The sequence below is a fragment of the Micrococcus sp. KRD077 genome, assembly GCF_017168505.1.
Lineage (GTDB): Bacteria > Actinomycetota > Actinomycetes > Actinomycetales > Micrococcaceae > Micrococcus > Micrococcus luteus.
In genome coordinates this window covers 86,223-111,359 of the sequence record NZ_JABFAZ010000009.1, presented here as the reverse complement: position 1 = coordinate 111,359, position 25,137 = coordinate 86,223, and the positions used below count along the sequence as shown (strand labels likewise).

Annotated in this window: 20 protein-coding genes; 12 read left to right on the top strand and 8 right to left on the bottom strand. The window is 74.5% G+C overall.

All coding sequences use genetic code 11. The annotated features are described in order from the left end of the window. Positions 1–640: hypothetical protein (locus J1M39_RS02970; protein WP_206496444.1), on the top strand; the 640-nt coding region annotated here is incomplete at its 5' end. Positions 641–681: 41 nt separating this feature from the next. Here the strand turns inward: J1M39_RS02970 and J1M39_RS02965 are convergent. The 4 genes from J1M39_RS02965 to msrB all read right to left on the bottom strand — a co-directional run bounded on the left by J1M39_RS02965 (position 682) and on the right by msrB (position 5,344). Continuing rightward, a complete protein-coding gene (locus J1M39_RS02965) occupies positions 682–2,853 on the bottom strand; it encodes a 3-hydroxyacyl-CoA dehydrogenase NAD-binding domain-containing protein (protein ID WP_203552725.1) in 2,172 nt (723 codons plus the stop codon). Between the two features lie 76 nt (positions 2,854–2,929). Next, the gene (locus J1M39_RS02960) at positions 2,930–4,081 is read right to left on the bottom strand and encodes a ribonuclease D (RefSeq protein ID WP_206496461.1); all 1,152 of its coding nucleotides are present in this window, start codon (positions 4,079–4,081) and stop codon (positions 2,930–2,932) included. 66 nt (positions 4,082–4,147) lie between these two features. Then, on the bottom strand, positions 4,148–4,762 hold the full coding sequence (locus J1M39_RS02955) for a DUF3000 domain-containing protein (protein WP_078025483.1): 615 nt from the start codon (positions 4,760–4,762) through the stop codon (positions 4,148–4,150). A gap of 75 nt (positions 4,763–4,837) precedes the next feature. Continuing rightward, the gene (gene msrB / locus J1M39_RS02950; protein WP_206496443.1) at positions 4,838–5,344 is read right to left on the bottom strand and encodes a peptide-methionine (R)-S-oxide reductase MsrB; all 507 of its coding nucleotides are present in this window, start codon (positions 5,342–5,344) and stop codon (positions 4,838–4,840) included. Between the two features lie 87 nt (positions 5,345–5,431). Between msrB and J1M39_RS02945 the strand changes: the two genes are divergently transcribed. Continuing rightward, entirely contained in the window at positions 5,432–6,832 is a 1,401-nt protein-coding gene (locus J1M39_RS02945; RefSeq protein ID WP_078025488.1) for an alpha/beta hydrolase family protein, read from the top strand. 6 nt (positions 6,833–6,838) lie between these two features. Here the strand turns inward: J1M39_RS02945 and J1M39_RS02940 are convergent, their stop codons facing one another. After that, complete coding sequence (locus J1M39_RS02940; protein WP_206495823.1) at positions 6,839–8,887, bottom strand: M3 family metallopeptidase; 2,049 nt, start codon at positions 8,885–8,887, stop codon at positions 6,839–6,841. A 99-nt stretch (positions 8,888–8,986) separates the two neighbouring features. Between J1M39_RS02940 and J1M39_RS02935 the strand changes: the two genes are divergently transcribed. From J1M39_RS02935 to J1M39_RS02900, 8 genes are all read left to right on the top strand, one after another. Beyond that, a complete protein-coding gene (locus tag J1M39_RS02935; protein ID WP_036317934.1) occupies positions 8,987–9,748 on the top strand; it encodes a YebC/PmpR family DNA-binding transcriptional regulator in 762 nt (253 codons plus the stop codon). Positions 9,749–9,795: 47 nt separating this feature from the next. Beyond that, positions 9,796–10,431 (top strand): crossover junction endodeoxyribonuclease RuvC, encoded by a 636-nt coding sequence (ruvC, locus tag J1M39_RS02930; RefSeq protein WP_078025482.1) that lies wholly within the window; start codon positions 9,796–9,798, stop codon positions 10,429–10,431. An 80-nt stretch (positions 10,432–10,511) separates the two neighbouring features. Next, positions 10,512–11,156, top strand: coding sequence for a Holliday junction branch migration protein RuvA (gene ruvA / locus J1M39_RS02925; RefSeq protein ID WP_078025481.1), 645 nt, complete (start codon positions 10,512–10,514; stop codon positions 11,154–11,156). Next, complete coding sequence (gene ruvB, locus J1M39_RS02920; RefSeq protein WP_095694641.1) at positions 11,153–12,175, top strand: Holliday junction branch migration DNA helicase RuvB; 1,023 nt, start codon at positions 11,153–11,155, stop codon at positions 12,173–12,175. Before ruvA ends, ruvB begins: the two co-directional genes overlap by 4 nt. A gap of 60 nt (positions 12,176–12,235) precedes the next feature. Beyond that, positions 12,236–12,667: a preprotein translocase subunit YajC gene (locus J1M39_RS02915; RefSeq protein WP_206496442.1), complete on the top strand. Its 432-nt coding sequence runs from the start codon at positions 12,236–12,238 to the stop codon at positions 12,665–12,667. A gap of 70 nt (positions 12,668–12,737) precedes the next feature. Beyond that, a complete protein-coding gene (secD, locus tag J1M39_RS02910) occupies positions 12,738–14,564 on the top strand; it encodes a protein translocase subunit SecD (RefSeq protein ID WP_095353337.1) in 1,827 nt (608 codons plus the stop codon). After that, positions 14,561–15,601 (top strand): protein translocase subunit SecF, encoded by a 1,041-nt coding sequence (secF, locus tag J1M39_RS02905; protein WP_095353338.1) that lies wholly within the window; start codon positions 14,561–14,563, stop codon positions 15,599–15,601. Before secD ends, secF begins: the two co-directional genes overlap by 4 nt. Before the next feature lie 115 nt (positions 15,602–15,716). Then, positions 15,717–18,011: a RelA/SpoT family protein gene (locus J1M39_RS02900; protein WP_095353339.1), complete on the top strand. Its 2,295-nt coding sequence runs from the start codon at positions 15,717–15,719 to the stop codon at positions 18,009–18,011. An 11-nt stretch (positions 18,012–18,022) separates the two neighbouring features. Here J1M39_RS02900 and J1M39_RS02895 read toward each other — a convergent pair whose 3' ends face one another. Next, positions 18,023–18,640, bottom strand: a complete 618-nt coding sequence (locus J1M39_RS02895; RefSeq protein WP_203552714.1) for a hypothetical protein — start codon at positions 18,638–18,640, stop codon at positions 18,023–18,025. Positions 18,641–18,725: 85 nt separating this feature from the next. After that, the gene (locus J1M39_RS02890) at positions 18,726–20,243 is read right to left on the bottom strand and encodes a DUF349 domain-containing protein (RefSeq protein WP_095353340.1); all 1,518 of its coding nucleotides are present in this window, start codon (positions 20,241–20,243) and stop codon (positions 18,726–18,728) included. A 174-nt stretch (positions 20,244–20,417) separates the two neighbouring features. On the opposite strand from J1M39_RS02890, the gene hisS reads away from it, so the two are divergent. Further along, positions 20,418–21,794: a histidine--tRNA ligase gene (gene hisS, locus J1M39_RS02885; RefSeq protein ID WP_036313678.1), complete on the top strand. Its 1,377-nt coding sequence runs from the start codon at positions 20,418–20,420 to the stop codon at positions 21,792–21,794. Between the two features lie 60 nt (positions 21,795–21,854). Here the strand turns inward: hisS and J1M39_RS02880 are convergent, their stop codons facing one another. Beyond that, positions 21,855–23,156: an APC family permease gene (locus J1M39_RS02880; RefSeq protein ID WP_136939974.1), complete on the bottom strand. Its 1,302-nt coding sequence runs from the start codon at positions 23,154–23,156 to the stop codon at positions 21,855–21,857. A 145-nt stretch (positions 23,157–23,301) separates the two neighbouring features. Here J1M39_RS02880 and aspS point away from each other — a divergent pair, with 145 nt between their 5' ends. After that, positions 23,302–25,116: an aspartate--tRNA ligase gene (aspS, locus tag J1M39_RS02875; protein ID WP_136939975.1), complete on the top strand. Its 1,815-nt coding sequence runs from the start codon at positions 23,302–23,304 to the stop codon at positions 25,114–25,116. The last annotated feature ends 21 nt before the right edge of the window (positions 25,117–25,137 follow it).

The window sequence follows — 25,137 nt, the reverse complement described above, 5'->3', positions numbered from 1 at the left end:
GCGCCCCACCGGCGCCGCCCGCTTCGACCTCACCCCCTTCGAGCGGTGGGAGGCCGTGACCCTCGACGACGTGCACGTCGGCTTCCTGCACCGGGTGCTGGAGGACGGCGTGCTGACCACCCGGACGGGCTTCGCCCCCACAACCGCCCAGCGCGCCGCCCGCGACGGTCTGCCGGAGCGCTACCTCGCCCAGACGCAGGTCGGCTTCACGCCCGACGGGGACGGCTGGGCATGGACGACCCACGAGGACTCCGCCGGAGCCCAGCGGGTGCGCATCGACCGTGAGCGGGCCGGCATCGACGCCGCGGTGCTGCCCTCGTACGCGGAGTACCTCCTCCTCGCGCGGGTGGCCGCCGAGGGCCCGCTCGCCGTGGACCGGCTCGAGGAGGCCTCGCCCCTGCAGGGCGGGCTGCGCGTGCCCCGCGCCGAGCTGCGCCCGGCGGACGCGGGCGGGTCCGACGTGCGGGTGGCCGTCGTCGCGGACGGCGTGGAGCTGGGGGCGCACCTCGTGCGCGAGGGCGCCGTGGTCGCCTCCGACTGGGGCGGGGGCACCGCCTCGACCCCCGTGGCCGACCAGGCCGCGGCGACCGCCGGGCTCGACGCGCACGTGGTGACGTTCGCCGGGCTGCCGATCGCCTGAGCCGTGGGCCGGGCCGTCGCGGACGGCCCGGCCGGGGCCGGTCAGGCCTGCGCGGCCGGGTGGAAGCGCCGCCCGTTCACCCGCTCGGCGGCCCCGCAGTCGTCCAGGTACGGCGTGATGCCGCCCAGGTGCAGGGGCCAGTTGGCGCCGAGGATCATGCACAGGTCCACGTCCTCGGGGGCCGCGACGACGCGCTCGTCCAGGAGCAGGCCGATCTCCTCGGCCAGCGCGTCCTCGACCCGGCGCAGCAGCTCCTCGGAGGTCTGCGGGGTCGAGCCCTGCTCCAGCAGGGCCGCGGTCGCCTCCGGGATCTGCTCGCCGGTCGCGCCGGCGGCCTCCTCGTCGCGCCGGTCCGGGCGGACGTCCTTGGCCCAGATCGCGGTCTTGCCGGCGTCGATCAGGCGCTGCAGGTTCGCCGAGACCGGGAAGCGCTCCGCGCCGAAGGACGCGGAGAGGGACTCGGACACGTGCTGGGCCACGGGGATGCCGACCATGGCCAGGAGGGTGAACGGCGTCATCGGCAGGGCCAGCGGGTCCAGCGCGTGGTCGGCCTCGTGCGCGTCGGTGCCCTCGTCGAAGGAGTTCTGCACCTCGCCCATCATGCGCAGCAGGACGCGGTTGACCACGAACGCGGTGGCGTCGTGGACGAGCACGCCGGTCTTGCGGAGCCGGCGGGTCAGTTCGAACGCGGTGGCCACGACCTCGTCCGTCGTCGCCTCGGTCCGCACGATCTCCACGAGCGGCATGACCGCCACCGGGTTGAAGAAGTGGAAGCCCACGAGGCGCTCGGGACGCTCGAGGACCTCGGCCATGGCGGCCACGGACAGGCTCGAGGTGTTGGTCATCAGGATGGCGTCCTCACGCACGATGCCCTCGAGCTCGCGGAAGACGGTGCGCTTGACCTCGAGCTCCTCGAAGACGGCCTCGATGACGATGTCGGCGTCCGCATACACGGCTTTGTCCGTGTCCGCGGTGATCAACCCGGCCAGGGCCTGGCCGTCCTCGGCGGAGAGCCGTCCACGGGAGACCATCTTCTCGACCTGCGCGCGCACGCCCGCCAGGCCGCGCTCGACACGCTCGGCGTCGATGTCCGTCATCACGACGGGCACCCGCAGGTGCCGGGCGAAGACGAGGGCGAGCTGGCCGGCCATCAGGCCCGCACCGACGATGCCGACCTTGCGGACCTCGCGGGCGAGCTCGCGGCCCGGGTCGCCGGCGGGGCGCTTGGCGCGGCCCTGGACGAGGCCGAGGAACGCGTACACGGTGCGCCGGAACTCGGGGGAGTGCAGCAGCGTCCCGAGGGCGTCCGCCTCGGCCTGGGCGGACTCGGCGCGGGTGCGCGTGCGGGCCCCGGTGAACAGGGCCTCCAGGTGACGGCGCGCCGGCAGGTGGCGACCGGGACGGGCGGCCTGCAGCCGCTCCAGCGCCGCCAGGGCGCGGTCCCAGGCGGCGTCGGACACGTCGCGGTCGCGGTGGGCGGCCAGTTCGGCCGCCACGGACTCGTCCCCGGTGACCAGGGCGGCGGCGAGCTCGAGGCCGGCGTCGAGGAGGTCCCCCTCGACGATCCGGTCCATGAGCCCCAGCCCGTGCGCCGCGCGGGCGTCGAGCATGCGGTTGTCGTCGAGGGGGTTCTTCAGCACGACGTCGACGGCGGCCTCCGGGCCGATCAGGTGGGGCACGCGCCACACGCCGGACCAGCCGGGGATCAGGCCGAGCCGGACCTCGGGCAGGCCGAAGCCCTTCGCGTCGGCGGCCACCACGCGGTGTCCGGCGGCCAGGGCCAGCTCGAGGCCGCCGCCGAGGGCGAGGCCGTTCACGAGCGCGACCGTGGGGATCTCGAGGGCCGCGAGCCGGTCGTAGACGGCGTGGCCGAGCAGGGCCAGGTCGCGGCCGACGTCGTCGGTGATGCTCGCGATCAGGGACAGGTCCGCCCCGGCCGCGAAGGTCCCCTCCACGCCGGTCACGGCCAGGGCCTGGATCTCGCCCGCGGCGGCCCGGGCGGCCTGCTCGTCGAGCACCCGGCCGAGGCCGAGGAGCGTGGCCGGGCCCAGGGTCGCGGGCCGGCGGGGTCCCTGCCCGTTGTCCAGCGTGAGCAGCGCGAGCGTGCCCGCACCCTCGGGCAGGGCGTGGTCGGTCACGGTGACGGTGGTGACGACCTCATCCGGGGCCAGGGCGGGCAGGTGGTCGAAGGAAGCAAGAGAAACGGATGTCATGCGGGTCACACTACCGGCGAGTAGCCTCCGCGTCGACGCGACGCGACGGACCGATCCGGCCGGCCGCGTCGGGGGCTCAAGCGCCGGCGGGATCGGGGTCCAGGAGCGCGACCGTGACGATCGCGCCGACGTTCTCCACCTGCCACGGGCGCGCGCCCCGCTCCGTCAGGAACGCGTCCACGGTCTCGGGGGTGATCGGGGCAGGCGGGGTCCAGCAGATCCGCCGGAGGGTGTCCGGGGTGAGGAGGTTCTCGGTGGGCATCCCCAGCTGCTCGGCCCGACGGGCGACGCGGGCCTTGGCCGTGCGCAGGCGGCGGTCCGCCACCGGGTCCCGGTCCTTCCAGGCCCGGGGTGGGGGCGGGCCGTCCCCGGTGCGGATCTGCGCCGCGGGGGCGTCGCCCCGCTCGGCGTCCTCGACGCCGGCCCGGATCGCGGCGATCCAGCGCGGGGCCTCGCGGCTCGCGGCGCGGCCGTGGAAGCCGGAGGTCTGGCGCAGGGCGGGGACGGTGCGCGGCTGGGCGGCCGCGGCGGCGACGATCGACCGGTCCGGGATGAGCCGGCCGGGGGCGACGTCGCGGTGGCGGGCGAGGTCCTCGCGGGCCTCCCACAGGCGCTTGAGGACCGCGCGCTGCACGGGGCGGCGCAGCGTCTGGGAGCCCGAGGTGCCGCGCCAGGGGTCCTTCTTCGGCGTGGGCGGCGGGGCCGTGCGCACGTGCTCGAACTCCTGCTCGGCCCACGCGAGCTTGCCGTCGGCCTCGAGGCGCGCGATCAGGGCCTCGCGCAGCGGGACGAGCAGCTCGACGTCGAGCGCCGCGTAGGTGAGCATCGCCTCGGGCAGCGGACGCACCGACCAGTCGGCGGCCGAATGCTCCTTGGCGAGGGTGACCCCCAGCAGCTCCTCCAGGACCGCGGCCAGGCCGACGCGCGGCAGGCCGGCCACCCGGGCCGCGAGCTCGGTGTCGAACAGCCGATCGGGGCGCAGCCCCTGCTCGGCCAGGCAGGGCAGGTCCTGGCTGGCCGCGTGCAGGATCCACTCGACGCCCGCGAGGGCCTCCTGCAGCGGGGCCAGCCCGTCGAGGGCCTCGGGATCGACGAGCCAGATGCCGGCGCCCTCGCGCTTGAGCTGGACGAGCATGGCCCGCTGGCCGTACCGGATCCCGGAGGCGCGCTCCGCGTCGACGGCGACCGGCCCGGTCCCCGCGGCGAGCGCCGCGGCGCAGGCCTCCAGACCCGCGCGGGTGTCGGTGAGCCGGGGGACTCCACCGGCCGGTGTGACGGAGGCGCGGGCGCGCGGTCAGGGGCCGGCCGTGTGGACGTCCGCGGCGTGCTCGGGCGGCAGACCGGCGAACGCGCAGATCATGTCCGACCACGCCTCGAGATGCGAGCCGAGGTCCCGCGGGGCTGGGGTCCACGAGGCGCGCAGCTCGATGTCGGTGGTGTCCGGGGCCGCACTGAGCGTCCCGAAGCCCTCCGCGATGCTGCGCGTCGCGGTGCCGCCGGCGTGGGAGTGCTCGGCGTGGTGGCGCTCGAGCGCCTCCACGAGCCACGTCCACGCGACGGCGCCGGCCAGCTGGTCCAGTGCGACGTCCGGTTCCAGGCTCGCACGGATCCAGGTCACCGCCCGGAAGCCTCCCGGCCACCGGGCGTCCGGGGCCGGGTCGTGCAGGAGGACGAACCGCCCCGTGGCCAGCACGCCGCCGGTCGCGCCCGGCCCGTCGCACACGTCGGCGGCGAGGGCGACGGCGAAGGGCGCCTGCCCCTCGGGTGCCGGGATCTCCCGCAGCCGCACCTCGGTCCGTGGCCGCGCATCGCGCAGGTCCGCCAGGGCACGCCGGAACACCCCCGGCGGCACGGGCGCCTCGACCGCCCCGGGGGCGGCGGAGAGGCGACGGGGCCCGATCACGCTCATGCCCGTCAGCCTAGGCTGCGGGGCCCAGCGGGCCGCGGGGGCGCGCCGTGGACGCCACGGCGCTCCCGCACCGGATCAGCGCGCCCCGTCCGGGGCCGCCGCGTCGTCGGCGGGGGCCAGGCGCAGCGAGATCGAGTTGATGCAGTAGCGCAGGTCCGTGGGGGTGTCATAGCCCTCGCCCGCGAAGACGTGACCCATGTGGGAGCCGCACGCCGCGCACCGCACCTCGATCCGCTCCATGCCCAGGGTGGTGTCCTTCAGGTACTCCACCCGGTCCTCCGCGAGCGGTGCGAAGAACGAGGGCCAGCCGCAGTGCGCGTCGAACTTCTCGTCCGAGCGGAACAGCTCGGATCCGCACGCCCGGCACGCGTACACGCCCTTCACGTGCGAGTCCCAGTACTCGCCCGTGAAGGGCCGTTCCGTGCCGGCCCGGCGCAGCACCTGGAACTCCTCGGGCGTGAGCCGTCGGGCCCACTCCTCGTCCGTCAGGCGGGCGCCGCCCGGGGCGGCCAGGGTCTGCTCGGGAGCGGGGACGTCCCGCGCGGGGTCGGGGGTGGGGCGGGTGTGGGGAGTCTCGGTCATGCCCGGTGCAACGGTCCGGAGCGCCGTCGTGTTCCCGACCGGCGTCGCATTGGCGGGCGCGCCCGCCCGTGGAGGACAATGGCGCGCATGGCCGCACGACCCCGCCGTCCCCGTCCCCACCCCGCCGACCTGCCGCCCGCCCTGGCCGCCGCCGTCACCGTGGCAGCCCGGCGGGCCGGGAGCCGCGAGTCCCGCGTCCGCCGAGCGGGCCGCCTGGTCCGCCGCGGAGTCACCGGATCGGTGCGCGGCGGCGTGGCCGTGGCCTCCCCGGTGGCCCGCTGGGCCCCGCCCGTGCTCAGCGTCGCCGCGGCCTACGCCTTCGTGCTGGCCGGGGCGAGCTCGGCGCTCGCGGGCGTGTTCGCCCGCACCGTGGTGACCCCCGTGCGCCGCCACGCCGAGTCCACGCCGATCCTCGCCGTCGTCGACACGCCCGCCGGGCAGGACGTGATCCTGCAGGCCGACGAGTACACCACCGTGCCCGGCCAGTACTCCCTCACGTTCGACGACGGCGCCGGATGCGCCCGCATCGGGGAGATCACCTCCTTCGACCCCCGGGACGGCACGGTGCAGCGCGCGGTCGAGGAGGTCTTCTCCGGCGATCTGACGACGGCGACCCGGGGCCGGTTCACCGGCTTCGTCTACCCGACCCCCGCCGACGCCGGGCTCGACGCCGAGGACGTGCAGGTGCCGGTGCCCGGCGGCCACGCCCGCGCATGGCGCATCGCGCCTTACCCCAGCGAGGACGGCGAACCCCGTCCTGCGGAGGGGCTGTGGGCGGTGATGGTCCACGGCCGCGGCGCGCGCCGCAACGAGGGCATCCGCGCCGTGCCGACCGCCCGCCGCCTGGGCATGACGTCGCTGCTGATCTCCTACCGCAACGACGGCGACGCCCCGGACGCCGCCGACGCCCGCTACGGGCTCGGCACCACCGAATGGGAGGACGTCGAGGCGGCCATCCGCTACGCCCTCGACCACGGCGCCCGGGACGTCGTCCTCTTCGGCTGGTCCATGGGCGGGGCCGTGGTGCTGCAGACCGTGGACCGCTCCGCGCTGGCCCCGCACGTGCGCGGCGTGGTCCTGACGGGCCCCGTCATCGACTGGGTGGACGTGCTGCGCCACCAGGCCCGGCTCAACCGGATCCCCGAAGCCGTGGGCCTGCTCGGCCAGTGGCTGCTGGCCAACCGGGCCGGCCGGTTCATCACGGGCCTGGCCGCCCCCGTGGACCTCAAGGCCCTGGACTGGGTGACCCGCGCCGACCACGTGCGTGTGCCCACGCTGATCCTGCACTCCGAGGACGATGAGTACGTGCCCGTCGGCCCCTCGCAGGACCTGGCCGAGCGCAACCCGGACCTGGTTCGGTTCGTCCGCTTCCACCAGGCCCGCCACACCCGGGAGCAGAACGTGGACCCGCGCAAGTGGGACACCGCCGTGCGCGGCTGGCTGCGCGCCGTGCTCAGCGCCCCCCGCCCCGGCGGCCGGGGGCGCTGACCGCGCTCAGGCGGCGGCGTCCGCCAGCCCCCGACGGCGCAGCAGCGGCTCGAGCTCGGCGTCCCGGCCGCGGAACGCACGGTAGGACTCCAGCAGGTCACGCGTGTCGCCCCGCGAGAGCAGCTCGTCCGCGAACCGGCGGCCGTTCTCCCGCGTCATCCCGCCGTGCTCGCGGAACCACTCCACGGCGTCCGCGTCCAGCACCTCGGCCCACACGTAGGAGTAGTACCCGGCCGCGTAGCCGCCGCCGAAGATGTGCTTGAAGTAGCCGGTGCCGTAGCGCGGGGGCACCAGGTCCGGGTCGATGCCCGCCTCGGTCAGCACCCGGCGCTCGAACGCGGCCGGGTCGGCCGTGGCGGCGTCCACCGTCTCCTCCGTCAGCGAGTGCCAGGCCCAGTCCACGAGCGTCGCACCCAGGTACTCGACCGTGCGGTGCCCCTCGCCCCACAGGTCCGCCGCCTCGAGCCGCTCCAGCGTCCCGGCCGGCAGCGGCTCGCCCGTCTCCACGTGCCGCGCATACGCGGCCAGCAGGGACGGCTCGCGCAGCCACACCTCATTGACCTGCGACGGGAATTCCACGACGTCGCGCGGCACGTTCGTCCCGGTGAGCGAGGCGTACTCGCCCCGAGCCAGCAGCCCGTGCAGGGCGTGGCCGAACTCGTGGAACAGCGTCGTGGTCTCATCCAGCGTCAGCAGGGCCGGACGCCCCGCCGCCGGGGCCGGCACATTCATCGTGGTGAACACCACCGGGCGCTCGCCCAGGGCGTCCGCCCTGTCCCGCACCGTGTGCATCCAGGCACCGCCGGACTTGGTCGGCCGCGCGAACAGGTCCGCGACGAACAGACCCACCCCGGCACCGTCCTCACCCGTCACCTCGAACACCCGGATCCCGGGGCGGTACAGGTGTCGCGCCAGCTCCGGGCGCTCGGCGAACGTGAGCCCGTACAGCGCGGTCGCCGCCGCGAACACGCCCTCCGTCAGCACCCGGTCCAGCTCGAAGTACGGGCGCAGGGCGTCCGCGTCCACCGCGAACTCCTCCCGCGCGTACCCCGCGGACAGCGCCGGCCAGTCCCACGGGGCCACCTCGGCGTCCGCCCGGCCCGCGTGTGCCGCCGCCGTCGCCGCGTCCGCCCGCGCATTGGCCATCGCCCGCGGCGCCATCGCGGCCAGCAGCTCCTCCACGGCCGCCGTCGACGGCGCCGCCCGGTCCTTCAGCGCCTGCTCGGCCCAGCTCTGCGCCCCCAGCAGCCGCGCCTTGCGCAGCCGCAGCCGCACCATCGCCATCGCCGTCGTCAGCGTCTCGTGCTCCCCGGACCCGCCCCGGCCCGTCGACGCCTCGAACACCTCGCGCCGCATCCCCTCGTCCTGCAGGGACGCCAGCCACGGCTGCGACGTGAACAGGGACAGCGTCAGCAGCCACGGACCCGCCGCCGCGGCCAGGTCGTCCTCGCTCAGACCGGCCAGGCGCTCGCGGTCCGTGACGAGCACGGCGCGGGCCGCGGTGTCCGCGACGAGGCGGCGCGTGTAGGCGGCCGAGAGGGACGCCAGCTCCGTGTTGATCCCGCGCAGCTCCTCGCGCGCGGCCTCGTCCAGGTCCGCCCCCGCCAGGGAGAGGCGCAGGCGCAGCGTCTCCAGCAGGCGGGCGTCCTCGCCCGTGAGGCCGCCGTCGTCGATCGAAGCGACGCGCGCCGCCAGCCGCGGGTCCAGCAGGATCGCGTCCTCGTGGGCCGCGAGCTCGGGGGAGAGCTCCTCGGCCAGGGCCTGCCGCGCATCCGTGCCGTCCGAGCCGACGAGCGTGAAGAACATCGCGGCGGAGCGGCGCAGCAGCTGGCCGGACAGCTCGAGCGCGCGGACGGTGTTCTCGAAGGTCGGCGCCGTGGCCGCCCCGAGGATCTGGTCGACCTCGGCGCGCTGGGCCGCCATCCCCGCGCGCACGGCCTCGGCCAGCTGCGCGTCGGAGACGGCGGAGAAGTCGGGCAGCCCGTAGGGCAGGTCGGAGGGGGTCGCCAGCGGGTGGTCGGCGGGCAGGACGGAGGGCGCGGAGGTGTGGGTCATGGGCGCGAGTGTAGTCAGCCGTGATCCGCGCCACCCCACCGGGCGTCGCTAGACTGGGCGGTCGAGCCAGCAGACGAGATCCAGACCTGAGGAGGCGTGATGGCAGGACATTCCAAGTGGGCGACCACCAAGCACAAGAAGGCCGTCATCGACGCGCGGCGCGCCAAGGCGTTCGCGAAGTACATCAAGAACATCGAGGTCGCGGCACGTGCCGGCGGACCCGACGTCGCCGGCAACCCCGCCCTCGACCTGGCCGTGTCCAAGGCCAAGAAGGCCTCGGTGCCCAACGACAACATCGACCGCGCCGTCAAGCGCGGCGCCGGCCTCACCGGCGAGGTCATCGACTACGCCGAGATCATGTACGAGGTCCGCGGCCCCCAGGGCTCGGCGCTGCTGGTCGAGTGCCTGACCGACAACAAGAACCGCGCCGCCGCGGACGTGCGCGCGGCCGTCACCCGCAACGGCGGCACCATGGCCGACTCCGGCTCCGTCTCCTTCCTCTTCGAGCGCAAGGGCCTCGTGCGCCTGCCCGCCGAGGGCAACACCGAGGACGGCCTGCTCGAGGCCGTGCTCGAGGGCGGCGCCGACGCCGAGGAGGTCGTCGTCTCCGGCGACTCCTTCGAGATCCTCTCGGACCCCTCCGACCTGCAGTCCGTGGCCAAGGCCCTCGACGAGGCGGGCGTGGAGTACGAGTCCGACGAGCTCGAGTTCGTCCCCACCATGAAGGTGGACCTGGACGCGTCGGGCGCCCGCACCTTCCTGAAGCTGGCCGATGCCCTCGAGGACCTCGACGACGTCCAGAACGTCTTCTCGAACGTGGACATCGCCCCCGAGGTCCTCGCCGAGCTCGACGAGGACTGATCGCGCTGAGCGCGCGCCGGCCCGCCGACGTCGTCCGGATCCTCGGGGTGGACCCGGGGCTCACCCGCTGCGGGATCGCCGTGGTGGACGTGGACGCGCGACGGCGGGCCGCGCTCGTCCACGTCGAGGTCACGGGCACCCCGCCCACCGCCCCCCTGGACCAGCGCCTCCTGCGCATCGACGAGGCCGTCTCCGCGGTCCTCGCCGCGCACCGGCCCGATCGCGCCGCCGTCGAGCGCATGTTCGCGAACACGAACACGCCGACCGTGCTGGGCACGGCCCAGGCCGCGGGCGTGGCGATCGCCGCGGCCGCGCGCGCCGGCGTCCCCGTGGGCCTGCACACCCCCTCCGAGGTCAAGGCCGCCGTCACCGGACACGGCGATGCGGGCAAGGAGCAGGTCACCACGATGGTCACCCGGATCCTCCGCCTCGACGCCCCGCCGCGCCCGGCCGACGCGGCCGACGCCCTCGCCTTGGCCATCGCCCACGGCTGGCGCGGCACCGCCCTCGGCGCGGCCGCCGGCCAGACCGGCCTCGACACCGCGGACCTCGCCTCCCGGGCGGGGCGCTCGCAGTTCGCCGCCAAGGCGCCCGCGCGCGCCCGCCAGCGGGGACAGCTCACCGCCGCGCAGCGGGCCTGGCTCGACGCCGAGCGCTCGGCGGGCGGCGGGCGTCGCCGGTAAGCCGCTGCCGGGCCGGCGTTCGATGATATGTTCGAATCCGCGCCGACCGGCGTCCGTCCGTCCCGACAGGAGGGCCCCTCATGATCGCCTCGCTCAGCGGCACCGTCGAGCACGTGGCCCTCGACCGGGCGGTCATCGCCGTCGGCGGCCTGGGTGTGCAGTTCTCCGCCACCCCGCAGACGCTGTCCACCCTGCACGAGGGCCGGCCGGGGGCGGTGCAGACCCACCTCGTGGTCAAGGAGGACGCCCTGACCCTCTACGGCTTCGCGGACCGCGACGAGCGCGAGGTGTTCGAGGTGCTCATCACGGCCAACGGCGTGGGTCCCCGCCTCGCCCTGGCGATCCTCTCCGTCCACCACCCCGAGACCGTGCGCCGGGCGGTCACCGAGGAGGACGAGAAGACCCTCACCCGCGTGCCCGGCATCGGGCCGAAGATGGCGCGCAAGATCATCGTCGAGCTCTCCGGCCGCCTCGCGCCCACCGGGGAGCCGGTGCCCGAGGCGGAGGCCGAGGCGAGCGCCGAGCCGACCGTCGAGGCGCTCTGGCACGCCGACGTCGTGCAGGCGATGGCCGGCCTGGGCTGGTCCGAGAAGGAGGCGCTCAAGGCCGTCGAGGCCACCGTGGCGGCCCGCCCGGAGCTGGACGAGGGCCGCGACGTCGCCGCGCTGCTGCGCGCCACCCTGCGCGACGTCGGCATGGCCGGCTCTGTGCGAGGCGGGCGATGAGCGCGGAGTCCTCGCCGCTGTCCGCGGCGGCCGTCGACCCGGAGGAGCGCCGGCTCGAGGCCGCGCTGCGCCCCAGGCACCTGGACGAGTTCGTGGGCCAGATGCGCGTGCGCGAGCAGCTGGACCTCATGCTCGCCTCCGCCCGGCTGCGCGACCGCGCCGCGGACCACGTCCTGCTCTCCGGTCCGCCCGGGCTCGGCAAGACCACGCTGGCGATGATCGTGGCCGCGGAGATGAACGCCCCCCTGCGGCTGTCCTCCGGCCCTGCGATCCAGCATGCGGGCGACCTCGCGGCCATCCTGTCCTCGCTCACCGAGGGCGAGGTGCTCTTCCTCGACGAGATCCACCGGATGTCCCGCCCGGCCGAGGAGATGCTCTACATGGCCATGGAGGACTTCCGGGTGGACATCGTGGTGGGCAAGGGCGCCGGCGCCACCTCGATCCCGCTCGAGCTGCCGCCCTTCACGCTCGTCGGCGCCACCACGCGGGCCGGCCTCCTGCCGGGGCCGCTGCGCGACCGCTTCGGCTTCACGGGCCATCTGGACTTCTACACCGAGGTGGAGCTCGAGCGCGTCCTGCGCCGCTCCGCCCTGCTGCTGGACATGCGGCTGGCCACGGAGGGGTACCGGCAGATCGCCCGGCGCTCGCGCGGCACCCCGCGCATCGCCAACCGCTTGCTGCGCCGCGTGCGGGACTGGGCGCTCGTGAAGGGGCTGGCCGAGGTCGGCGCGCACGACGCCGCCGCCGCCCTGGACATGTACGAGGTCGACGGGCGCGGCCTGGACCGGCTCGACCGGTCCGTGCTCACGGCCCTGTGCACCACGTTCGGCGGCGGGCCCGTGGGGCTCAGCACGCTGGCCACCGCCGTGGGGGAGGAGGCCGAGACCGTGGAGACCGTGGCCGAGCCCTTCCTCATCCGCGAGGGCATGGTGGCGCGGACCCCCCGTGGCCGCGTCGCGCTGCCGGGGGCCTGGGAGCACCTGGGCCTCGCCGCTCCGGAGGCCACGCCGGGGCCGTGACGCCCAGGGCGGGCCCCTACACTGGACAGGCCCGCCCACCCCGAGCATCAGGAGTCCCCCATGCCCGTCGCCACCGCCGCGACCCTGCCCGTGATCGCCCAGCAGGCCCAGGGGGGTGGCGGCAGCCTGCTCATGCTCATCGCCTTCGCCCTGCTCGCGGTGATGCTCTTCCTCTCCTTCCGCAAGGGCAAGAAGATGCAGCAGCAGCAGGCGCAGATGCGCAGCACCCTCGCCCCAGGCGTCGAGGTCATGACGGGCGCCGGCATCTTCGGCACCGTCGTGGCCGTGGACACCGAGGGCCAGCGGGTGACGCTGGAGACCGCCCCGGGCACCCGCATGGACGTGCACCTGCAGGGCGTCACCACCGTCGTGGAGCCGGAGACGGCCGCCGCGCCCACCACGGACCCGTCGCGTCGGGATGACGCCCCCGGCACCGAGTACCGCGCCGACGACGCCGACGACCCGCGTCCGCGCCGCGACGACCTGGCCTGAGGCCCACCCACCCCTGCACACGCGGCCCCGCCTGGCGGGGCCGCTCGAATGTGACGGAAGCACCTGAGCAATGGCGAAGAGAACACCCACCGGCTCCGCCGGGCGCACCCTGGCCTGGCTGGCCGCCCTCCTCGTGGTCCTGGCCGCGATCCTCGGCGGGGGCGTGGCCTCCGGCGCGGCCTCCTGGGCTCCCAAGCTCGCCCTCGACCTCGAGGGCGGCACGCAGATGGTGCTGGCCCCCCAGACCTCGACGGGCGAGTCCGTCACCCCCGAGCAGCTGGACCAGGCCGTGGAGATCATCCGCCAGCGTGTGGACGGCTCCGGCGTGGCCGAGGCGGAGGTCGCCACGCAGGGCTCCCAGAACGTGGTCGTCTCCCTGCCCGGGGTCCCGGACGAGGAGACCCGCCGCCTGATCCAGGCGTCCGCGGACATGCAGTTCCGCCCCGTGCTGCAGTCCGGCCCGGGGGAGGCCACCCCCGAGGACCAGCGCCTGCCAGAAGACCAGCTGCCGAAGCCCGACGGGGAGCCGGCGGACGCCTACGACCCGAACTGGGTCACCCCGGCCCTGCTGGCCGAGTTCCAGGCCACGGACTGCACCGCCCCGCGGGACCCGGCCGCGCCCCCGCCGCCGTCCGACCGGGCGATCGTCGCCTGCCAGCCCTCCGAGGAGCTCGCCGACGGCGCCGTCACGCCGGCCCAGAAGTACATCCTGGGCCCCGTGGTCATCCCGGGCACCCAGATCAAGGGCGCGTCCAACGGCATGGCCCAGGCCCAGGGCGGCGTCTCCACCAACCAGTGGGTCGTCAACATCGAGTTCGACGAGGAGGGCACCAAGGCCTTCACGGAGGTCACCCAGAAGCTCACCCCGTACCCCGAGGGCGACCCGCGCAAGCAGTTCGCGATCCTGCTGGACGGGGACGTGATCTCCGCGCCGCAGTCCAACGTGGTCATCACCAACGGCAGCGCGCAGATCAGCGGCCCCACCCTGAACGAGCAGACGACGGCGCAGTTGGCCGAGCAGCTCAACTACGGCTCCCTGCCGATCTCCTTCTCGATCGAGTCCGAGCAGCAGATCTCCGCCACGCTCGGCCGGGACCAGCTCTTCTGGGGCCTGATCGCCGGCCTGATCGGCCTCGGCCTCGTGGCCGTGTACCAGTTCTTCCAGTATCGGGCCCTGGGCCTTCTGACCTTCGCCTCGATCATCGTGGCGGGCGTGCTGACGTGGCTGACCATCGCGATCCTGGGCTGGACGGACAACTACCGCCTGTCCCTCGCGGGCATCGCCGGGCTCATCGTGGCGATCGGTCTGACGGCGGACTCGTTCATCGTCTACTTCGAACGCATCAAGGACGAGCTGCGCGCGGGCCACACCGTGCCCGTCGCCGTGCACGAGGGCTGGAAGCGCGCCCGGCGGACGATCACCGCGTCCAAGGCCGTGAACCTGCTGGCCGCCGTCGTGCTGTACTTCGTGGCCGTCGGCAACGTGCGCGGCTTCGCGTTCACCCTCGGCCTCACCGCGATCGCCGACCTGATCGTGGTGTTCATGTTCACCCACCCGCTCATGGTGCTGTTGGCCCAGACCCGCTTCGTGGGCGAGGGACACCCGATGTCCGGACTGGACCCGTCGCTGTTGGGCGGGCCGTCCCTGTACCAGGGCGCCGGGCGCTTCCGCGAGCCCGCCACTGCCCCCCGCACCGGGCTCCCGGCGGAGGCCTCCGACGAGCCGGCCGACGCCGACGACGCGGCGGCCGCCGACGCCCCGCGCCCGCTCGCCGCGACGGGCGCCCCCCGCGCGGGCACGTCCGCCCGGGGCGGCCGCCGCTCGCGCACCGCGCCGCCCATGACGATCGCCGAGCGACGCCGCGCCGAGCGCCGCCGCCAGGAGGAGGACCAGTGAACCGCTTCGCCGACTGGGGCAACGCCCTCTACTCGGGCCGCATCTCCTACCCGTTCATCCAGCGCTGGCGGTGGTGGTTCGCCCTCGCCGCCCTGCTGCTCGTCCTCGCCGGCGGCCTGACCGCCCTGCGCGGCGGCTTCAACCTCGGCATCGAGTTCCGGGGCGGCTCCGAGTTCACCGTCTCGCAGACGGCCTCCACCGACGTGGCCGCGGGCGAGCGCGCCGTGACCGACGTGCTGGCCGACGGCCACGCCACCGTCACGAACGTCGCCCCGGGCACCGTGCGCGTCCAGACCGAGCAGCTCGACGACGCCCAGACCCGAGCCGTGGCCGCGAACCTGCAGGAGGCCTACGGCGTCGGCCAGGACCAGGTGACCTCGACCTTCGTGGGGCCGACCTGGGGCGCCGCGGTGTCGCAGCAGGCCCTGATCGGCCTGGTGATCTTCGTGGTGCTCGTGACCCTGTTCATGGCCGTGTACTTCCGCACCTGGAAGATGTCCCTGGCCGCCGTGCTCGGCATGCTCTACGTGGTCGCGCTGACCGCCGGCATCTACGGCGCCACCGGCTTCGAGATCACGCCGTCGGCCATCATCGGCTTCCTCACGATCCTGTCGTACGCGCTCTACGACACCGTGGTGGTCTTCGACAAGATCCGCGAGAACACGATCGGGGCCGAGGAGGACCCGGAGCGCTCCTTCGTCGAGAACGTGAACCTCGCGGTGAACCAGACGCTCGTCCGGTCCATCACGACCTCCGTCGTCGGCATCCTGCCGGTCGGCTCGATCCTGTTCATCGGCGCGGGGCTGCTCGGTGCCGGCACGCTGCGGGACATCGCGCTCGCGCTGTTCGTGGGCATCATCGTGGGCACCCTGTCCACCCTGTTCCTCCAGGCGCCGCTGTACGCCCTGCTGCGCCGCAACGACCCGGACGTGCGCGACCACGACGCCCGGGCCGCGGCCCGCGCCGCCCGGGAGCGTGCCTCAGAGGCGGTCACCGATCCCGACGTCGCCCCCTGGGACGACGGCGCACGGCTCTGACGGAGCCGCTGCGGCCCCGGTGGTCTTCCTGGGGCGGGGTGGGACGGGCGCGGGTAGACTCGCCGATCATCCCGGCCGGAGCGGTCGGGGCCGCACGAGTCAGGAGGCGTGGCCCATGAGCGAGCAGGACCCCACTCCCGCCCCGGCCCGTCCCGTCCCGGTCCGGCCCCGCGGCCGGATCGCACGCCTGACCGGCCGGCACGCCACCGAGTACTCGCCCCTGCTCGAGCCGCTGATGCGCACGGTGCGGCAGCGAGCCACCAAGACCGAGCTGGCCGACATCGTCCGCGCCTTCGAGGTCGCCCGCGCGGCACACGAGGGGCAGATGCGGCGCTCCGGGGACCCGTACATCACCCACCCCGTCGCGGTCGCCACGATCCTCGCCGAGATCGGCGTGACCGGCCCGACCCTCCTGGCGGCCCTGCTGCACGACACCGTCGAGGACACGGACTACTCCCTGGAGCGCCTGCGCGCCGACTTCGGCTCCGACGTCGCCCTCCTCGTGGACGGCGTGACCAAGCTGGACAAGGTGACCTACGGCGCCGCGGCGCAGGCCGAGACCGTGCGCAAGATGGTCATCGCGATGGCCCAGGACGTGAACGTCCTGCTCATCAAGCTCGCCGACCGGCTGCACAACGCGCGGACGTGGCGGTACGTCTCCCCGGAGTCCAGCGCGCGCAAGGCCCAGGAGACCCTGGACATCTACGCCCCGCTGGCCCACCGGCTCGGCATGAACACCGTCAAGTGGGAGCTCGAGGACCTCTCCTTCGCCGCCCTCAAGCCCAAGATGTACGCGGAGATCGTGCGCCTCGTGGGGGAGCGGAACCCGGAGCGGGAGAAGCACATCGCGGCGCTGCGCACCGTGATCGAGGATCATCTGCGCGAGCACCGGATCCGGGCGACCGTCACCGGACGGCCGAAGCACTACTACTCGATCTACCAGAAGATGGTGACGCGCGGGAAGGACTTCGACGACATCCACGACCTGACGGGCATCCGGGTGCTCGTGGACTCCGTGCGTGACTGCTACGCCGTGCTCGGCGCGATCCACGCCCGCTGGAACCCGGTCCCGGGTCGGTTCAAGGACTACATCGCGGTCCCGAAGCTGAACATGTACCGCTCCCTGCACACCACGGTGATGGTGCCGGGCGGCAAGCCGGTGGAGATCCAGATCCGCACGCAGGAGATGCACCGCCAGGCCGAGTACGGCGTCGCCGCGCACTGGCGGTACAAGGCCCAGGCCGCCGGCCAGGCGCCGGTGCAGGCCACGCCGGCCTGGCTGCGCTCGGTGATGGACTGGCAGGCGGACACCCGGGACCCGGACGAGTTCCTCGCCTCGCTGCGCACCCAGATCGGGGCGGACGAGGTGTACGTCTTCACGCCGAAGGGGGAGATCCGCACCCTGCCGGCCGGCTCCACGCCCGTGGACTTCGCCTACGCCATCCACACCGACGTCGGCCACCGCACCATCGGTGCCCGGGTCAACGGCAAGCTCGTCCCGCTGTCCACGCCGCTGAGCCACGGTGACACCGTGGAGGTCTTCACCTCGCGCGCCGAGGACGCGGGCCCGAGCCGGGACTGGCTGGGCTTCGTGGTCTCGCCGCGGGCCCGGTCCAAGATCCGTCACCACTTCGCCACGCAGCGCCGCGACGAGCAGGCCGACCGGGGACGCGAGTCGCTGACCCGTCAGCTGCGCAAGGCCGGCATGGCCGTGCAGCAGGTGCTCGGCGGCGAGGAGCTGGTGCAGGTGGCCACGGATCTCGGCTACGCGGACCTCGACGGGCTGTTCGTGGCCCTCGGCGACGGCCACGTGTCCGCCCAGTCCGTGCAGGAACGCGTCGCGGAGCGCCTCGCTCCGCCGACGCCGACGCAGGCCGAGCCGGAGGGCGAGCTGACCGTCGGCGAGGTGCACCTGCAGGAGCTGGTCCCGGCCCAGTCGCGGCGCGCCCCCGCGCGGGCCACCAACGACGCCGGCGTGCTCGTGGACGGCGACGGCGGCGTCATGGCCAAGCTGGCACGGTGCTGCAACCCGGTGCCGCCGGACGCCATCGACGGGTTCGTCACCCGCGGCTCCGGGGTCTCCGTGCACCGGGTCGACTGTCCCAACCTGGCGACCCTGCTCGCGCAGGAGCCGGAGCGCCGCACCCCGGTCAGCTGGGCGCCGTCGCGGGACACCGTCTACCTGGTGGAGATCCAGATCGAGGCGCTGGACCGCAAGTCGCTGCTCTCCGACGTCACACGGGTCCTCTCCGAGAACCACGTGTACATCCTCTCGGCCTCCGTGAACACCACCCGCGACCGCGTGGCGATGAGCCGGTTCGTCTTCGAGATGGGCGACCCCCGGTTCCTCGGCCACGTGATCGACGCGGTGCGCCGCATCGACGGCGTCTTCGACGTGCACCGCACCTGAGCCTCCCGGCCTCAGTCGGGGACGTCCAGCGCCGCCAGCAGCGCGCCCAGCCGGCGCCGGGCCGCCACGACGCCGGCACGGCGGGTCCGGCGGGCCAGCCGCTCCCGCAGCCCGGCGGCGCCGTGGGCGCCGATCACGGCGGCCGCGCGCCGCGCCGCATCCGGGTCGGCGCTGAGCAGCAGGTCTTCGACCGTCCGGGCGGGCGTCGTGACCCGCACGGGGCCGAACCGGAGCACGTCGTGCTCGGCGGGGGCGACGCCCGTGGCATCGGCCGCGACGTCCGACTGCGTGAGCGTCCAGGGCAGCAGGCCCCCGCCGGCGGGGCGCCGGTGGAAGTGCGGCACGGCAGCGTACAGCCGCCCGGGCGCTGCGCCGCCGGCCAGGATCCAGGCCGCCGACGGGCCGATCGCGGTCCAGCCGGCGGCCAGGAGCGGGCCGCCGAAGGTCCACAGGGCAGCGGCCCGGACCGCGGGATCCTCCGCGGCGTCCGGCCGCGCCCACACTCCGGGCAGCAGCGGCCGCACGGCGCCCCGCGCGCCGAGCGCCTGCAGCTCCGGCTCCGTGAAGGGGTCGCCCGCCAGCACGAGCGCCCCGGTCGGGGCGGTCTCCTCGATCGTCACGGTCGTCATGCCCGGAGCCTGCCAGAGACGGGGACGCCCCCGCGGCCGCCTGTGGACAGGCGGGCCGCGGGGGCGTGCTCGAGACGGGTGGGGCTCAGCGGAGCTCGGAGGCCGAGGCCTCGAGGGCCTGCTTCCACTGCAGGCGCGCGTCGAGCGCCTCCTGGGCCTTCTTGACGGCGCGCTGGTCGCCCCGGGCCTGGGCCCGGGCGAGATCCGCCTCGAGCCCGGCGATGGTCTCCTCGAGCTGCGTGAGGGCGGAGTTCGTGCGGGCCTTGGTCTCCGGGTCGGTGCGGCGCCAGTGCTCGTTCTCCGCCTGCTTGAGGGCGTCCTCGAGCTTGCGGAAGCCCTCCTCCATGCGACGGACGTCCCCGCGGGGCACGCGGCCGGCATCCTCCCACCGCCCGCGCAGCTCGTTGAGCGCGCGCCGTCCGGCCTTGACGTCCGTGAAGGGGAGCAGCTTCTGGCCGTCGGCGAGGATCTGCTCCTTCACCTTCAGGTTGGCCCCGTACTCGCGGTCGATCTCCTGGTTCGCGGCCTTGCGGGCGGCGAAGAAGACGTCCTGGGCGGCGCGGAAGCGGGCCCAGAGGGCGTCGTCCTCCTTGCGGGAGGCCCGGGGGGCGCGCTTCCACTCGTCCATCAGGTCGCGGTACTTGCCGGCGGTCACGCCCCAGTCGGTGGAGGTGGACAGCTCCTCGGCGCGGGCGATGAGGCGCTCCTTGACCTGCTTGGCCTCGGCCGAGGCGGCGTCCAGCCGGGAGAAGTGGGCGCGGCGGGTCTTGTCGAACGTGGTGCGGGCGCCGCGGAAGCGCTTCCACAGGTCGTCCTCGACCGACTTGGCCAGACGCGGACCGGCCTTCTGGGCGGCCTTCCACTCCTCGAACAGCTCCGTCATGCGCTGGGACGCGGTCTTCCAGGGCATCCGCTCGGCCGGGGTCTGGGCGAAGGTCTCGGCCTCGGCGACGATGGCCTCGCGGGTGGCCAGCTGCTCGGCCTGGGCGGCCTGCCGGGCCTCCTGTTCCGCGGCGCGGTAGTCACCCAGGAGGGTCTCCAGAGCCGCCAGGCGGGTGCGGAGGGCGTCCATGTCGCCGACCATGTGGCGCTCGTTCACCGCGGTCGTCATCTGACCCAGCGCCCGGCCCAGCTCACCCGAGGGGGCGCCGGCGGCGATGCGCTGCTCGAACAGGGCCATCTGGGCGCGCACGTCGTCGTACTTGCGCACGAAGTACGCCAGCGCGTCCTCGGTGCTCGCGTCCGGCACCTGGCCGACCGCGTGCTCCTCCTGCCCGTCCAGCAGCGTGACGTGGCCGTCCTCGCTCACCCGGGCGAACCTGGCGGCCTCCTCCACCGGGGTGGGTGGCACGGTCGGGGCCACGACGGGGGCCGGGGCGGCGGACGCGGCGGCGGGCGTCGCGGGGCGCACGGCGGCCGGGCTGGCCTTCTTCATCGCGGCCGGGGACGGCACGGCGGGCGCCTCGGCGGGCGGGGAGGCCTCACCGTGCGCCGGCGCGTCGGGGACGACCTCGGGGACGGGCCGGGCCTCGGCGGGCACGGTCGTCTCGGCGGCCTCGGTGGCGGGGGACTGCTGGTCGTCGGGCTGCATGTGATTGGTCACCGCTGGAACTCTCCCTGACTGCGCCGGCACGCAGTCGTCGAGGGATGCGGCCGGTCGGGATGGACACGAACAGGGCCAGCGTACCGGGCCGGGCAGCGCCCGCGCCTAGAATGGGCCGGTGCGCCGGCGGGGGACCGTCGCGCGTCCCCGCCGTCGTCGTCTCGAAGGATCGCCATGTCCCGCAAGGCCTCCCTGTCCGGTTTCCACGAGTGGCTGCCCGCCGAGCGGCTCGTGGAGCAGCACGTGCTCGACACGCTGCGGCGGACCTTCGAGCTGCACGGGTTCGCCGGCATCGAGACCCGTGCCGTGGAGACCCTGGGCCAGCTGCTGCGCAAGGGCGAGGTGGACAAGGAGGTCTACGCGGTCTCGCGCCTGGCCGAGGACGAGGAGGTCGCCGCGGGCCTGCGCGATCCCAAGGACCCGGCGGACCCCAAGCGCCTGGCCCTGCACTTCGACCTCACCGTGCCGTTCGCCCGCTACGTCGTGGAGAACGCCGGCCACCTCGCCTTCCCCTTCCGTCGCTACCAGATGCAGAAGGTCTGGCGCGGGGAGCGCCCTCAGGAGGGCCGCGCCCGCGAGTTCACCCAGGCGGACATCGACGTCGTCGGCGACGGCGCCCTCTCGCCCCGGTACGACGCCGACGTCGCACTGGTGATGGCCGAGGCGCTCGGCGCCCTGCCGATCGGCGACTTCCTCATCCGCGTGAACAACCGCAAGCTCGCCGAGGGCTTCTACCGGGGCATCGGCCTGGAGGACACCGCCGGCGTGCTGCGCAGCATCGACAAGCTGGAGAAGGTCGGCCCGGAGGAGGTCGCGCGGCTGCTCCAGGAGGAGGTCGGCGCGAGCCCCGAGCAGGCTGCGCAGGCGCTGGCCCTGGCGGACATCCGCACGTCGGACACCTCGTTCGTCGAGCGGGTCCGCGCCCTGGGGGTGACCCACGAGCTGCTCGAGGAGGGGCTGACCGAGCTGGCCGACGTCGTCGCCACCCTGCACCGCCGCGCCCCCGGGCGCGCCGTGGCGGACCTGTCCATCGCGCGCGGCCTGGACTACTACACGGGCACCGTCTACGAGACCGTCCTGGTGGGCCACGAGCAGCTCGGCTCGATCTGCTCGGGCGGCCGCTACGACGCGCTCGCGTCCAAGGGGAACCGCGTGTTCCCCGGTGTCGGACTGTCCATCGGCGTGACGCGGCTGGTGATGCGCATGCTGTCCCAGCAGATGGCCGTGGCCTCCCGCTCCGTGCCGACCGCGGTGTACGTGGCGCTGACGGCGGACGAGGACTGGTCCGAGGCCCAGGACGTCGCGGCCCTGCTGCGGGAGCGCGGCATCCCCGCGGAGGTCGCGGTGTCCGCGGAGAAGTTCGGCAAGCAGATCAAGTATGCGGACCGCCGCGGCATCCCGTTCGTCTGGTTCATGGGTCGGGACGACGCCGGCGCGCGGGTCCACGAGGTGAAGGACATCCGCTCCGGCGAGCAGCACGCCGCGGACCCGGCCGACTGGACCCCGCCGGCCGAGGACCTGCTGCCGCAGGTCGCCCGCGCGCAGGACTGAGCGGACGCGGCCGCTATGCCGGCCCCGGTGTGCGGCGGCGGTGGGTGTCTGCGCGTCGGGTCACCGGCCCCGGCGCCCGGCCCGCACGAACGCGCGCCCGCCCACCCCGATCAGGAACACGCCCGCCATCGCGGCCACGGACATCGGCGGCAGGCTGAGGGCGAGCAGCAGGCACAGGGCCAGGCCCAGGACGTTGACGGCGCGGGGCACGCGCAGCGGGCGCAGCGGGCGCGGCCGGGCCGGGCGGCGGCCGTCGTCGTCCCCGCGCAGGGTCAGGGCGGACAGGTTCGCCACCGCGTAGTAGACGAGCACGCCGAACGAGCTGAAGCCCACCACGGTGAGGATGTCCGTGGTGAGCAGGAGCAGGATCACGGCCGCGGCCAACGTCAGCTGAGCCGTCCACGGCGTGCCGGTCCCCGCATGGACCCGTGCCAGGGGGCGGGGCAGGTCGGACTCGCGGGCCATGGCCAGGGCGGTGCGGGAGATGCCCGTCAGCAGGTTGAGCATGGCCCCGGCCGCGGCGAGGGCGGCGCCGGCCACCGCCACCCAGCCCCAGCCGGAGCCCAGGGCGGTCTCGAGCAGGTCGCGCACGGGCGCCGGGGACCGGGCCAGCCCGGAGGTCCCGAGGCCCGAGATCAGCGCCGTGGCGAGCAGCAAGTACAGCGCCACGGTCACGGCGAGGGCGATCAGGATGGCGCGCGGGATCGTGCGTGCGGGGTCGATGACCTCCTCACCCATGGTGGCCACGCGCGCGTAGCCGGCGAACGCGAAGAACAGGACGCCCGCGCCCATGAGCACGCCCTGCACGGGGGAGTCGACGCCGAGCGCCGCGGCCGAGCCCCCGGGGGCCTCGCGCGCCAGGCCTGCGCCGATGGCCAACACGAGCACGGCGAGCACGGGCACGAGGATCGCCAACGTCGCCTGCGCGGTCCGCGTCACGCCCGCCATCGCCACCCCGGTGAGCACGACGACGGCGGCCACGCCCGTCCACCGGGCCGCGGCGGCGTCGTCGGGGAAGAGGTACAGGCCGAGGGTGGCCGCCATCGCGGCCACCGACGCGGTCTTGCCCGTGACGAAGCCCCAGCCGGCGACGAAGCCGGCCCACGGGTGCAGCTGCCGCCGGCCGTAGACGTAGGCGCCGCCGGACTCGGGGTGGACGGTGGCCAGCTGCGCCGTGGACAGGGCGTTGCACAGGGCCGCGACGGCCGCGACCGCCAGGGCCCCGTACAGCAGGCCGGGGTGGCCGCCGGTGAGCGCGGCCGCCAGGCCGATCGCGGTGAACACGCCCGCGCCGATCATCGAGCCGAGGCCGATCGCGACGGCGTGGAGCAGGGTCAGGCGGCGCTGCAGGGCGGCGGTCATGACGGGGTCCTCCTGGGCTGGGGCAGTGTGGACGGGGCACTAGACTGACGGGAACGGCGCGCGCCCGCCCCGCAGGCGTATCACACGGCGTCGACCATCACATGAACCCCGCACATCGTCCGGCGACCGGACGGAGAGGATCCTCGTGCTGCGCACCCACTCCCTCGGCGAGCTCAACGCCTCGCTCATCGGCCAGACCGTCACCGTCACCGGCTGGGTGGCGCGGCGGCGAGACCACGGCGGCGTGGCCTTCGTGGACCTGCGCGACGCCTCGGGCTTCGCCCAGGTCGTGGTGCGGGACGAGGCGGACTTCGACCCGCTGCGCAACGAGTGGGTCCTGCAGGTCACCGGCACGGTCGAGCGCCGCCCCGAGGGCAATGAGAACCCGAACCTGCCCTCCGGTGAGATCGAGCTGATCGCGGAGACCGTGACGGTGCTCAACACCGCCGCCGCGCTGCCGTTCCAGGTGGACGAGCACGTGGAGGTCGGCGAGGAGGCCCGGCTGCGCCACCGCTACCTGGACCTGCGCCGCCCGCAGCCCTCGCGCATCATGCGCCTGCGCTCCGAGGTCAACCGGACGGCGCGCGAGCTGCTGCACGGCGAGGGCTTCGTGGAGGTCGAGACCCCGACACTCACGCGCTCGACGCCGGAGGGCGCCCGCGACTTCCTCGTCCCGGCCCGCCTGGCTCCCGGCTCCTGGTACGCCCTGCCGCAGTCACCGCAGCTGTTCAAGCAGCTGCTGCAGGTGGGCGGGATCGAGAAGTACTACCAGATCGCCCGCTGCTACCGCGACGAGGACTTCCGCGCGGACCGCCAGCCCGAGTTCACCCAGCTGGACATCGAGGCCTCCTTCGTGGAGCAGGACGACGTGATCGCCCTCGGCGAGAAGATCGTCAAGGCCCTGTGGGCCCTCGTCGGTGTGGACGTCCCGACGCCGATCCGCCGCATGACCTACGCCGAGGCGATGGAGAAGTACGGCTCGGACAAGCCGGACCTGCGCTTCGGCCTCGAGCTGACGGACCTGACCGAATACTTCAAGGACACCCCGTTCCGCGTGTTCCAGAACGAGTACGTGGGCGCCGTCGTGATGCCGGGCGGCGCCTCCCAGGCCCGCCGCACCCTCGACGCGTGGCAGGAGTGGGCCAAGCAGCGCGGCGCCAAGGGCCTGGCCTACGTGCTCATCCAGGAGGACGGCGAACTGACCGGCCCGGTGTCCAAGAACATCTCCGAGGAGGAGAAGGCCGGGCTGGCCGCCGCCGTGGGCGCGAACCCGGGCGACTGCGTGTTCTTCGCCGCCGGGAAGCCGAAGGAGTCCCGCGCGCTGCTGGGTGCGGCCCGCGTGGAGATCGGCCGTCGCTGCGGGCTGTTCACCGATGCCGGTGACGGCGTGGCCGCGAAGGACGCCGACTGGGCGTTCGTGTGGGTCGTGGACGCGCCGATGTTCGAGCCGGCGGCCGACGCCGTGGCCTCGGGCGACGTCGCCGTGGGTGCGGGCGCCTGGACCGCCGTGCACCACGCGTTCACCTCGCCCAAGCCGGAGTTCGCGGACACCTTCGACACCGACCCGGGCGCGGCCCTGGCGTATGCGTACGACATCGTGTGCAACGGCAACGAGATCGGCGGCGGTTCCATCCGCATCCACCGTCGGGACGTGCAGGAGCGCGTGTTCGAGGTCATGGGCTTGTCCCCGGAGGAGGCGAACGAGAAGTTCGGCTTCCTGCTCGAGGGCTTCAAGTACGGCGCCCCGCCGCACGGCGGCATCGCGTTCGGCTGGGACCGCGTGGTCGCCCTGCTGGCCGGCACCGACTCGATCCGCGAGGTCATCGCGTTCCCGAAGACCGGCGGCGGCTTCGACCCGCTGACGGCCGCACCGGCGCCCATCACCGCCCAGCAGCGCAAGGAGGCCGGCGTCGACGCGCAGCCGGAGCCGAAGCAGGCCGAGGCCGAGCCGGAGGCCTGATCCGGGTCCGCGGCGGGCCCG